This window comes from Bacillus sp. 16GRE42, from assembly GCF_019837435.1.
GTDB lineage: Bacteria > Bacillota > Bacilli > Bacillales > Bacillaceae_G > Bacillus_A > Bacillus_A wiedmannii.
Genome location: NZ_JADAXF010000007.1, coordinates 191,615 through 204,045, shown reverse-complemented (window position 1 = coordinate 204,045; position 12,431 = coordinate 191,615). Strand labels below are relative to the sequence as shown.

The window sequence follows — 12,431 nt, the reverse complement described above, 5'->3', positions numbered from 1 at the left end:
GAATAACCCTAAAGAAGAAAAAAGAATGAAAATGAAGCTATTTAAAGTAATAGTAATGATTTTTTGTTTTTCAGGTTTTCCAAGTGCTCCTAAAATAATCTCTATGATAGGAAACGTTATTTCTACCACAAGTATATATTTTAAATAATTACAGCAATGACTGCGATAAAAAGGAAGACAATAATGAAAAAAGTGTAGTTCGTCTTTTCATTATTGTCTTCCTTATAAATAAAATGAATATAAATGATATGCTTTATATTAAAGCATAGGGAATAAGTATACAAACCGTTATGTGTACAATAGATCTCTAGAAATATATATTCTAATTTCTTATCCTTTTTGCATATAGTTACAATTCTTCTTTTGAATATAACTAAAACACGAACGTTATTGGTGAGTAATAAAAAAACATTCGATTATTTATTGACATTGTTTATGAAATATTGTTAATATAGCCATAGAAACAATAATATATAAGACCTCATATAATCGCGGGGATATGGCCTGCAAGTCTCTACCTAACGACCGTTATTCGTTAGACTATGAGGGAAAGTCACTCGGTATTTTTCTATTCACAAGGGATACGTATGCCTGAGTAGAGCGCTTTCTCTCATAGTAAAAGAGAAACTGTTCTATTTCAGGCTTTTTTTATTTGAATCGGGGGGATTCTAATATGAAATCACTAGTTGGAGTCATAATGGGAAGCACGTCAGACTGGGAAACAATGAAATATGCTTGTGACATTTTAGATGAATTAAATATACCGTATGAGAAAAAAGTTGTATCTGCTCATCGGACTCCGGATTATATGTTTGAATATGCAGAGACGGCTCGTGAACGTGGGTTGAAAGTTATTATTGCTGGAGCTGGTGGAGCAGCGCATTTACCAGGAATGGTTGCAGCGAAGACGAATCTTCCTGTAATCGGAGTTCCAGTTCAATCAAAAGCGTTAAACGGCTTAGATTCATTATTATCCATCGTCCAAATGCCAGGAGGGGTTCCAGTTGCAACTGTTGCAATTGGTAAGGCTGGTTCAACAAATGCTGGTTTACTTGCTGCACAAATACTTGGATCATTCCATGATGATATACATGATGCATTAGAATTGAGAAGAGAAGCAATTAAAAAAGATGTGCGCGAAGGTAGTGAGCTAGTATGACGAGAATCATTTTACCTGGAAAAACAATCGGCATTATTGGAGGCGGCCAGCTAGGAAGAATGATGGCATTGGCAGCTAAGGAGATGGGATATAAAATTGCTGTTTTAGATCCTACAAAAAATTCACCATGTGCACAAGTTGCTGATATTGAAATTGTTGCACCATATGACGATTTAAAAGCAATTCAGCATTTAGCGGAGATCAGTGATGTTGTGACATATGAATTTGAGAATATTGATTATAGATGTTTACAATGGCTTGAAAAACATGCTTACTTACCGCAAGGCAGTCAGTTGTTAAGTAAAACACAAAATCGTTTTACAGAAAAGAATGCGATTGAGAAAGCTGGGCTACCAGTAGCAACGTATAGATTAGTTCAAAATCAAGATCAGCTTACTGAAGCAATCACTGAGTTATCATATCCTTCCGTCTTGAAAACGACGACAGGCGGATATGATGGGAAAGGTCAAGTTGTTTTAAGAAGTGAGGCTGACGTTGATAAAGCACGAGAGCTTGCGAATGCAGCAGAGTGTATTTTAGAGAAATGGGTGCCTTTTGAAAAAGAAGTATCAGTTATTGTGATTCGTAGTGTAAGTGGTGAAACGAAAGTATTTCCGGTAGCGGAAAATATTCATGTAAATAACATTTTGCATGAATCTATCGTTCCAGCTCGCATTACAGAAGAACTTTCTCAAAAAGCAATTGCTTATGCACAAGTGCTCGCGGATGAACTAGAACTTGTGGGAACACTAGCGGTAGAGATGTTTGCTACAGCTGATGGTGAGATTTACATTAATGAATTAGCACCAAGACCTCACAATTCAGGACACTATACACAGGATGCATGTGAAACGAGTCAATTCGGTCAACATATTCGAGCAATCTGTAATTTACCTCTTGGAGAAACAAATTTGTTAAAACCAGTTGTCATGGTAAACATTTTAGGCGAACATATAGAAGGGGTCCTAAGACAAGTGAATAGATTAACCGGGTGCTATTTACACTTGTATGGAAAAGAAGAAGCAAAAGCGCAGCGAAAAATGGGGCATGTTAATATTTTAAATGATAATATTGAAGTCGCTCTAGAAAAAGCGAAGAGTTTGCATATTTGGGACCATCAAGAACAACTGTTGGAGGGAAAAAAATGATTAGTCGTTATACACGCCCAGAAATGGGTGCAATTTGGACGGAAGAGAACAAATTTAAAGCGTGGTTAGAAGTTGAGATTTTAGCTTGTGAAGCATGGGCTGAGCTTGGCGATATTCCAAAAGAAGATGTTAAAAAAATTCGTGAGCATGCATCATTTGATATTGATCGTATTTATGAAATTGAAAAAGAGACACGTCATGACGTAGTTGCATTTACTCGTGCTGTATCAGAAACACCAACATTAGGTGAGGAACGTAAATGGGTTCATTACGGTTTAACATCTACAGACGTAGTAGATACAGCGTTATCTTACATCTTAAAACAAGCGAATGAAATCATATTAAAAGACTTAGAAAACTTTGTAAGCATTTTAGCTAACAAAGCGAAAGAGCATAAATACACGATCATGATGGGAAGAACACACGGTGTTCATGCAGAACCAACAACATTTGGTTTAAAAATGGGTCTTTGGTATGAAGAAATGAAACGTAACGTAGAGCGTTTCAAACAAGCTGCTGATACAGTTCGCGTTGGTAAATTATCTGGTGCGGTTGGTACATACGCAAATATCGATCCATTTGTAGAAAAGTATGTTTGTGAAAACTTAGGATTAGAAGCAGCACCAATTTCAACACAAACATTGCAACGTGATCGCCATGCTCATTACATGTCAACACTTGCACTAATCGCAACATCTATCGAAAAGATGGCAGTTGAGATTCGTGGTTTACAAAAGAGTGAAACACGTGAAGTTGAAGAGGCTTTTGCAAAAGGCCAAAAAGGTTCTTCTGCAATGCCACATAAACGTAATCCAATCGGATCAGAAAATATGACTGGTTTAGCTCGTGTTATCCGCGGTTATATGATGACAGCGTATGAGAATGTTCCATTATGGCATGAGCGTGATATTTCTCACTCTTCGGCAGAACGCGTAATTTTACCAGATGCTACAATCGCATTAAATTACATGTTAAATCGCTTTGGTAATATCGTTAAAAACTTAACTGTATACCCAGAGAATATGAAACGCAATATGACAAGAACATACGGCTTAATTTATTCTCAGCGTGTAATGCTTACATTAATCGACAAAGGTATGGTACGTGAAGAAGCTTATGATATCGTACAGCCTAAAGCGATGGAAGCGTGGGAAACACAAGTACAATTTAAAGAGCTTGTAGAAGCTGATGAGCGTATTACGAGCAAGTTATCACAAGAAGAAATTAATGAATGTTTCAACTATGAGCATCATATGCAACACGTTGATACAATCTTTGAACGCCTTGGGTTAAACGAAGCGTAAAATTTCATATGGCACAGAATAGAGTCATTCTGTGCCATTCTTTATTAAAAAATTATTCACATTTTTCAAACTACAGGGGGCTTGCGAAATGCAAAAGCTAGAAATGCTGTATGAAGGTAAGGCAAAAAGAATTTATCGTACAGAATCAGCAGATATGGTTTGGGTAGAGTACAAAGATAGTGCGACTGCTTTCAATGGGGAGAAAAAAGAGACGATTACAGGAAAAGGTCGTTTGAACAATGAGATTACAACTTTATTGTTCAGAAAGTTACAAGAAGTAGGAATAAAAACACATTTTGTAGAGAAGTTATCTGAAACAGAGCAACTTGTTAAAAAAGTGAGTATTATTCCTCTAGAAGTTGTCACAAGAAATGTAATTGCAGGAAGTCTTTCAAAACGATTAGGAATGGAAGAGGGAACTGTACTTGCAGAACCAATCGTAGAATTTTACTTCAAAGATGATGATTTAGGAGATCCGCTTGTAACGGAAGATCATATTCGTGTATTAAACGTTGCATCACCAGAGCAAGTAAGCGTATTACGAGATATGGCTCTACAAATCAATCAAGTGTTGATTGATCATTTCGCAAGCTGTCGTGTAAGATTAGTAGATTTTAAATTAGAGTTTGGTGTAACAGATGAAGGGGAAATCATTTTAGCAGATGAAATTTCACCAGATACTTGCCGTTTATGGGATGAAACGAGCAATGAAAAATTTGATAAAGACGTATTCCGTCGTGACCTTGGAAATTTAACAGAAGCTTATGAAGAGATTTTAAAACGTTTAGGGGGAATTTCACATGTATAAAGTTAAGGTATATGTAACGTTAAGAGAAAGCGTATTAGATCCACAAGGAACAGCAGTAAAAGGGGCACTTCATAGTCTTTCGTTCACAGAAGTACAAGACGTTCGAATCGGAAAATATATGGAATTAACAATTGATAAATCAGTATCTGACCTTGACGCAAAGGTAAAAGAAATGTGTGAAAAACTATTAACAAACGTTGTAATGGAAGACTTCCGTTATGAAGTTGAGGAGGTTGTCGCACAGTGAAATTTGCAGTCATAGTATTCCCAGGTTCGAACTGTGATGTCGATATGTTCCATGCAATTAAAGATGAGCTTGGTGAAGAAGTAGATTACGTTTGGCACGATAGAGAGAATTTAGATGAATATGATGCAATTTTACTACCTGGTGGATTCTCTTACGGTGACTATTTACGTTGTGGTGCTATTTCTCGCTTCGCGAATGCAATGAAAGCAGTGCAAAAAGCTGCTGAGCAAGGAAAGCCGATTTTAGGTGTATGTAATGGATTCCAGATTCTTGTTGAATCAGGATTACTACCAGGAGCGTTAATGAGAAACGAAAACTTAAAATTTATGTGCCGAACAGTTCAGCTGCGTGTTGAAAATAATGAAACGATGTTTACATCACAATATGAAAAAGATGAAGTAATCAATATTCCAATCGCGCATGGTGAGGGGAATTACTACTGTGATGAAGAGACTCTTAAACAATTAGAAGAGAATAATCAAATCGCATTCCGTTACGTAGAAAACCCGAATGGAAGCGTTTCAGATATTGCTGGTATTGTAAACGAAAAAGGAAATGTACTTGGTATGATGCCACACCCAGAGCGTGCTGTAGATGAATTACTTGGCGGTGCTGAAGGGTTAAAAGTCTTTCAATCTATCTTAAAACAGTGGAGGGAAACATATGTCGTTAATGCTTGAACCAAATCCAACACAAATTAAAGAAGAGCGCATATATGCGGAAATGGGGCTAACAGACGAAGAGTTTGCCATGGTTGAAAAGATTTTAGGCCGTCTGCCAAATTATACAGAAACAGGATTATTCTCTGTTATGTGGTCTGAACATTGCAGTTATAAAAATTCAAAACCAGTACTTCGAAAATTCCCAACAACAGGTGAGCGCGTTCTGCAAGGACCTGGGGAAGGTGCTGGAATTGTAGATATCGGTGATAATCAAGCGGTTGTATTTAAAATGGAAAGTCATAACCATCCTTCTGCTATTGAACCATATCAAGGAGCAGCAACAGGCGTTGGTGGTATTATCCGTGACGTATTCTCTATGGGAGCACGCCCGGTAGCTCTATTAAACTCACTTCGCTTCGGTGAATTACAGTCACCACGTGTGAAATATTTATTCGAAGAAGTAGTAGCAGGGATTGCAGGATACGGTAACTGTATCGGCATTCCGACTGTTGGCGGCGAAGTACAGTTTGATCCATGTTATGAAGGAAATCCACTTGTAAATGCAATGTGCGTAGGCTTAATTAATCATGAAGATATTAAAAAGGGGCAAGCGCACGGTGCTGGAAATACAGTAATGTACGTAGGAGCATCAACTGGTCGTGACGGTATTCACGGTGCAACATTCGCATCTGAAGAGTTATCTGAAAGCTCAGAAGCGAAGCGTCCAGCAGTTCAAGTAGGAGATCCATTTATGGAGAAACTTCTTATTGAAGCTTGCTTAGAACTTATTCAGTCGGATGCACTTGTTGGAATTCAAGATATGGGGGCAGCTGGTTTAACATCATCTTCTGCAGAAATGGCAAGTAAAGCAGGTATGGGTATTGAAATGTACTTAGATGATGTACCACAACGTGAAACAGGAATGACACCATATGAAATGATGCTATCTGAATCACAAGAACGTATGCTAATCGTTGTGAAAAAGGGTAGAGAGCAAGAAATAGTAGATTTATTTGAGAAGTATGGTCTTGCAGCCGTTACGATGGGGAAAGTAACGGAAGACAAAATGCTTCGCTTATTCCATAAAGGTGAAAAGGTAGCTGAAGTTCCAGCAGATGCTCTTGCAGAAGAAGCACCAATTTATCATAAGCCATCAAAAGAAGCAGCATACTTTGCTGAATTCCAGGCAATGAAAATGGAAACACCAAAAGTAGAAAATTATAAAGAAACGTTATTCGCTCTATTACAACAACCGACCATTGCAAGTAAAGAGTGGGTTTATGATCAATATGATTATCAAGTTCGCACAAGCACAGTTGTTACACCAGGTTCAGATGCAGCAGTTGTACGTGTACGCGGTACAGAAAAAGGATTAGCAATGACGACAGATTGTAACTCTCGCTACATTTATTTAGATCCAGAAGTGGGCGGTAAAATTGCAGTAGCAGAGGCAGCACGTAATATCGTATGTTCTGGGGGAGAGCCACTTGCAATTACAGATTGCTTAAACTTCGGTAATCCAGAAAAACCAGAAATCTTCTGGCAAATTGAGAAATCAGTAGATGGTATGAGTGAAGCTTGTCGTACATTACAAACGCCAGTTATCGGCGGAAACGTATCAATGTATAACGAACGTAGTGGTGAAGCTGTATATCCAACACCGACAGTTGGGATGGTTGGACTTGTACACGATTTAAAACATGTAACAACACAAGAGTTTAAGCAAGCTAGCGATTTAGTTTATGTAATTGGAGAGACGAAAGCTGAGTTTGGTGGAAGTGAATTACAGAAAATGATTCACGGCAAAATTTTCGGTCAGTCACCAAGCATCGATCTAGATGTAGAATTAAAGCGCCAAAAACAAGTATTAGCAGCAATTCAAGCTGGCCTTGTTCAATCTGCTCACGATGTTGCAGAAGGTGGCTTAGCAGTTGCAATTACTGAAAGTGCAATTGGTGCAACAGGTTTAGGTGCTACTGTGAAATTAGATGGAGAAGCAACAGCAGCATTATTCGCTGAATCACAATCGCGCTTCGTTATAACTGTAAAACGTGAAAATAAAGAAGCGTTCGAGAAAGCGGTAGAAGCAATTCAAGTTGGAGAAGTGACAAATACAAATGAAGTAACAATTCATAATGAAGAAAATGAAGTATTACTTACGGCAAATGTAGATGAAATGAGAAAGGCTTGGAAAGGGGCAATCCCATGCTTGCTGAAATAAAGGGGTTAAATGAAGAATGTGGCGTTTTCGGAATTTGGGGGCATGAAAATGCAGCACAAGTTTCGTACTACGGATTGCATAGTTTACAGCACCGTGGACAAGAAGGCGCAGGCATCGTTGTAAATAATGGTGAGAAAATCGTCGGTCACAAGGGGTTAGGTTTAATATCGGAAGTATTTTCAAGAGGTGAGCTAGAAGGCTTAAACGGAAAATCAGCAATTGGACACGTACGATATGCGACAGCTGGCGGAAGTGAAGTTGCTAACGTTCAACCATTATTATTCCGCTTTTCCGATCATAGTATGGCATTAGCTCATAACGGAAATTTAATTAATGCAAAGATGCTTCGTCGTGAATTAGAGGCAGAGGGAAGTATTTTCCAAACAAGTTCAGATACAGAGGTACTTTTACATCTCATTAAACGTAGTACGAAAGATTCTTTAATTGAAAGTGTAAAAGAGGCCCTAAATAAAGTGAAAGGTGCGTTTGCATATCTTTTACTAACTGGAAATGAAATGATCGTTGCGCTAGACCCGAATGGATTCCGTCCTCTTTCAATTGGAAAGATGGGAGATGCTTACGTTGTAGCATCAGAAACATGCGCTTTCGATGTAGTAGGTGCAACATACATTCGTGATGTAGAACCAGGTGAATTACTTATCATCAATGATGAAGGAATTCACGTAGATCGTTTTACAAACGAAGTAGATCATGCAATTTGTAGTATGGAGTACATTTACTTTGCACGTCCGGATTCTAATATTGCAGGTATTAACGTCCATGCAGCGCGTAAAAACATGGGAAAACGTTTGGCGGCAGAAGCCCCTATTGAAGCTGATGTTGTTACTGGTGTACCAGACTCTAGTATTTCAGCGGCAATTGGTTATGCGGAGGCGACAGGAATTCCGTATGAGTTAGGATTAATTAAAAATCGTTACGTTGGACGTACGTTTATTCAACCTTCTCAAGAACTGCGTGAGCAAGGGGTTAAGATGAAGCTTTCAGCAGTAAGAGGCGTAGTTGAAGGAAAACGAGTTGTGATGATTGACGATTCTATCGTAAGAGGAACGACGAGTAAACGAATTGTTCGTATGCTTCGCGAGGCTGGAGCGACAGAAGTCCATGTAAGAATTGCTTCACCACCTCTTAAGTATCCATGTTTCTATGGCATTGATATTCAAACGAGAAAAGAATTAATCGCAGCAAATAATTCAATAGAAGAAATCCGTCAAATCATCGGAGCAGATTCTTTAACGTTTTTAAGTGAAGATGGATTAGTAGATGCAATTGGACGTCCATATGAAGGGAAATATGGCGGTCTATGTATGGCGTACTTCAATGGAGATTATCCAACAGCTCTTTATGATTATGAGCAAGAGCTTTTAGAAAGTATGAAATAAGAAGAAAAAAGCTTCTACTTCTTTTGATGTAGAAGCTAGCTTCTTTCTTAAAACGGCCGGCCCTGTATAGGGAGAAATTAAAAGACGAGGTGTAGATAACGATGGCGAATGCATATAAGCAAGCAGGAGTAGATATTGAAGCTGGATATGAAGCGGTATCTCGCATGAAAAAACACGTACAAACAACAATGAGAAAAGAAGTACTAGGCGGTCTAGGCGGTTTTGGAGGTATGTTTGATCTATCAAAATTTGCATTAGAAGAACCTGTATTAGTATCTGGAACAGATGGCGTGGGAACGAAATTGATGCTCGCTTTTATGGCAGATAAACATGACACAATAGGTATTGATGCAGTAGCAATGTGTGTAAATGATATTGTTGTCCAAGGAGCAGAACCGCTTTTCTTCCTTGATTATATTGCTTGTGGTAAAGCTGAACCTAGTAAAATTGAAAACATCGTCAAAGGTATATCAGAGGGCTGTCGCCAAGCTGGTTGTGCATTAATTGGTGGAGAAACAGCTGAAATGCCAGGAATGTATTCTACGGAAGAATACGATTTAGCTGGTTTTACAGTTGGAATTGTTGATAAAAAGAAAATTGTAACAGGTGAAAAAATTGAAGCTGGTCAAGTATTAATTGGCTTAGCATCTAGCGGTATTCATAGTAACGGTTATTCTTTAGTACGAAAAGTATTACTAGAAGATGGAGAACTATCTTTAGATCGCATTTACGGACGCTTAGAACTACCTCTTGGTGAAGAATTATTAAAACCAACGAAAATTTATGTCAAACCTATTTTAGAACTATTGAAGAAATATGAAGTATACGGTATGGCGCATATTACAGGTGGCGGATTCATTGAAAATATTCCACGTATGTTACCAGAAGGAATCGGTGCAGAAATTGAATTAGGATCTTGGAAAATTCAACCGATCTTCAGTTTACTTCAAGAAGTGGGAAAACTAGAAGAGAAAGAAATGTTCAATATTTTTAACATGGGTATTGGTATGGTAGTAGCAGTGAAGGAAGAAGAGGCAAAAGATATTGTTCGTCTTCTTGAAGAGCAAGGAGAAACAGCTCGCATTATTGGACGTACTGTACAAGGGAATGGCGTTACCTTCAATGGGGGCACAGCACTATGAGTAGATTAGCAGTTTTTGCTTCTGGAAGCGGCTCTAACTTTCAATCTCTCATCAATGCGGTGGAAGAAAATAGATTAGACGCAGATATTAGTTTATTAGTATGTGATAAACCAGAAGCACGTGCTGTTGGACGGGCACATTATCATCATATTCCATGTTTCGCTTTTTCAGCGAAAGCATATGAGTCAAAAGAAGCATTTGAAAAAGAAATATTAAAGAAGCTAGAAGAGTATGAAATTGATTATGTTATTTTAGCTGGATATATGCGTTTAGTTGGGCCGACATTACTAGAAGCTTACAGCGGGAAGATTATTAATATTCATCCATCACTATTACCAAGCTTTCCAGGGAAAGATGCTGTTGGTCAAGCGTTAGAAGCAGGTGTGAAAGTAACTGGAGTAACGATTCATTATGTAGATGCAGGTATGGATACGGGACCAATTATTGCGCAAGAAGCAGTAGTTGTTTCTGAAGGGGATACGAGAGAAAGCTTACAAAAGAAAATTCAACAAGTTGAACATAAATTATACGTAAATACAGTGAATCAAATTGTTCAATCTGTGAAAGAACCAACTGTTAACTAACATACAACCAGGGGTGAAGGATAAATGAAAAAGCGTGCATTAGTAAGTGTTTCAGATAAAACAGGAGTAGTGGAATTTGTTAAAGGTTTACTAGAACAAGGGATCGAAGTTATCTCAACAGGTGGTACGAAAAAATTACTAGAAGAAAATGGCTTACAAGTAATTGGTATTTCTGAAGTAACTGGGTTCCCAGAAATTATGGATGGCCGCGTAAAAACATTACATCCAAACATTCATGGTGGTCTATTAGCAGTTCGCGATAATGAAACGCATGTAGCGCAAATGAATGAGTTAGGTATGCAGCCAATTGATTTTGTTGTTGTTAACTTATACCCATTCAAAGAAACAATCGCTAAGCCTGATGTAACATTTGCTGATGCAATTGAAAATATTGATATCGGTGGTCCAACAATGATTCGCTCTGCTGCGAAAAATCATAAATTTGTATCAGTAATTGTAGATCCAGTAGATTACGATGTTGTATTAGCGGAACTGAAAGAGAACGGTGAAGTAAAAGAAGAAACGAAACGTAAATTAGCAGCGAAAGTATTCCGTCATACAGCGGCATATGATGCGTTAATCTCTAACTACTTAACAGAGCAAATGGGTGAAGAAAGTCCAGAAACATTAACAGTGACATTTGAGAAAAAACAAGATTTACGCTATGGAGAAAATCCACATCAAAAAGCAACATTCTATAAAGCGCCATTCGCTGTAACTTCTTCTGTTGCATACGCAGAACAATTACACGGTAAAGAATTATCTTACAACAATATTAACGATGCAGATGCAGCACTTAGTATTGTAAAAGAATTTACAGAGCCAGCAGTAGTAGCGGTAAAACATATGAATCCATGTGGTGTTGGAGTGGGTACTGATATTCATGAAGCATACACACGCGCTTATGAAGCAGATCCAGTATCAATCTTTGGTGGTGTTATTGCAGCAAATCGTGAAATTGATAAAGCTACAGCAGAAAAGTTACACGAAATTTTCTTAGAAATCATTATTGCACCTTCTTTCTCAAAAGAAGCTTTAGAAGTATTGCAAAGTAAGAAAAACTTACGTCTACTAACTGTAAATATTGAAAAAGCGACAAGTGCAAGCAAAAAACTAACTTCTGTACAAGGTGGTCTTCTCGTTCAAGAGGAAGATACGTTATCATTAGATGAAAGTACAATTTCAATTCCGACAAAACGTGAACCATCAGAGCAAGAGTGGAAAGATTTAAAACTAGCTTGGAAAGTTGTAAAACATGTGAAATCAAACGCAATTGTTTTAGCGAATGATAACATGACAGTTGGTGTAGGTGCAGGACAGATGAATCGTGTAGGTTCTGCAAAAATCGCAATTATACAAGCTAGTGAAAAAGCACAAGGTAGCGCACTTGCATCTGATGCTTTCTTCCCAATGCCAGATACAGTAGAAGAAGCAGCAAAAGCAGGGATTACAGCAATCATTCAACCAGGCGGATCAATCCGTGACGAAGATTCTATCAAAGTGGCGGATAAGTATGGGATTACGATGGTGTTCACTGGCGTACGTCATTTCAAACACTAGTAGAGGATGTTTAAAAGGTCCGGTCAAGATAACTGTCGCATGTCGTCGTTGCATTGCCAGTGCGGTACTCATGTAGGAAAGCTACATTCCGTGTCCTCCTGTCAAATGCGCCTCGACCTGCTCGGTTCTCTGATCCTCCTTTTTAAACCTTTATTGATATGAAAACAAACTAGGAGCAGAGCTTCTAGTTTGTACT

At 38.2% G+C, this 12,431-nt stretch carries 11 protein-coding genes and 1 riboswitch; all 11 genes read left to right on the top strand.

All coding sequences use genetic code 11. From position 1 onward, the window contains the following. The first annotated feature begins 461 nt into the window (after positions 1-461). A riboswitch (purine riboswitch) is annotated at positions 462-563 on the top strand. Positions 564-673: 110 nt separating this feature from the next. The 11 genes from purE to purH all read left to right on the top strand — a co-directional run bounded on the left by purE (position 674) and on the right by purH (position 12,235). Further along, positions 674-1,159 carry a 5-(carboxyamino)imidazole ribonucleotide mutase gene (gene purE, locus ILS93_RS26200; protein ID WP_000839368.1) on the top strand — a complete coding sequence of 162 codons (486 nt, stop codon included), beginning with the start codon at positions 674-676 and terminating at the stop codon, positions 1,157-1,159. Continuing rightward, entirely contained in the window at positions 1,156-2,307 is a 1,152-nt protein-coding gene (gene purK / locus ILS93_RS26195; RefSeq protein ID WP_222661608.1) for a 5-(carboxyamino)imidazole ribonucleotide synthase, read from the top strand. The genes purE and purK overlap by 4 nt, the downstream gene beginning before the upstream one ends. Further along, positions 2,304-3,611 carry an adenylosuccinate lyase gene (gene purB, locus ILS93_RS26190; RefSeq protein WP_064477167.1) on the top strand — a complete coding sequence of 436 codons (1,308 nt, stop codon included), beginning with the start codon at positions 2,304-2,306 and terminating at the stop codon, positions 3,609-3,611. Before purK ends, purB begins: the two co-directional genes overlap by 4 nt. Positions 3,612-3,699: 88 nt before the next feature. Further along, the gene (gene purC / locus ILS93_RS26185) at positions 3,700-4,419 is read left to right on the top strand and encodes a phosphoribosylaminoimidazolesuccinocarboxamide synthase (RefSeq protein ID WP_064477168.1); all 720 of its coding nucleotides are present in this window, start codon (positions 3,700-3,702) and stop codon (positions 4,417-4,419) included. Next, entirely contained in the window at positions 4,412-4,666 is a 255-nt protein-coding gene (gene purS / locus ILS93_RS26180; RefSeq protein ID WP_000278821.1) for a phosphoribosylformylglycinamidine synthase subunit PurS, read from the top strand. Before purC ends, purS begins: the two co-directional genes overlap by 8 nt. Further along, positions 4,663-5,346: a phosphoribosylformylglycinamidine synthase subunit PurQ gene (gene purQ / locus ILS93_RS26175; RefSeq protein WP_000666772.1), complete on the top strand. Its 684-nt coding sequence runs from the start codon at positions 4,663-4,665 to the stop codon at positions 5,344-5,346. Before purS ends, purQ begins: the two co-directional genes overlap by 4 nt. Beyond that, the gene (purL, locus tag ILS93_RS26170; protein ID WP_222661607.1) at positions 5,330-7,549 is read left to right on the top strand and encodes a phosphoribosylformylglycinamidine synthase II; all 2,220 of its coding nucleotides are present in this window, start codon (positions 5,330-5,332) and stop codon (positions 7,547-7,549) included. Before purQ ends, purL begins: the two co-directional genes overlap by 17 nt. Further along, positions 7,534-8,949 carry an amidophosphoribosyltransferase gene (gene purF / locus ILS93_RS26165; protein WP_000879030.1) on the top strand — a complete coding sequence of 472 codons (1,416 nt, stop codon included), beginning with the start codon at positions 7,534-7,536 and terminating at the stop codon, positions 8,947-8,949. Before purL ends, purF begins: the two co-directional genes overlap by 16 nt. Before the next feature lie 101 nt (positions 8,950-9,050). Next, on the top strand, positions 9,051-10,091 hold the full coding sequence (gene purM / locus ILS93_RS26160; RefSeq protein WP_064477170.1) for a phosphoribosylformylglycinamidine cyclo-ligase: 1,041 nt from the start codon (positions 9,051-9,053) through the stop codon (positions 10,089-10,091). Continuing rightward, on the top strand, positions 10,088-10,675 hold the full coding sequence (gene purN, locus ILS93_RS26155) for a phosphoribosylglycinamide formyltransferase (protein WP_064477171.1): 588 nt from the start codon (positions 10,088-10,090) through the stop codon (positions 10,673-10,675). Before purM ends, purN begins: the two co-directional genes overlap by 4 nt. A gap of 24 nt (positions 10,676-10,699) precedes the next feature. Then, positions 10,700-12,235, top strand: a complete 1,536-nt coding sequence (gene purH / locus ILS93_RS26150; RefSeq protein WP_222661606.1) for a bifunctional phosphoribosylaminoimidazolecarboxamide formyltransferase/IMP cyclohydrolase — start codon at positions 10,700-10,702, stop codon at positions 12,233-12,235. Positions 12,236-12,431: the final 196 nt, after the last annotated feature.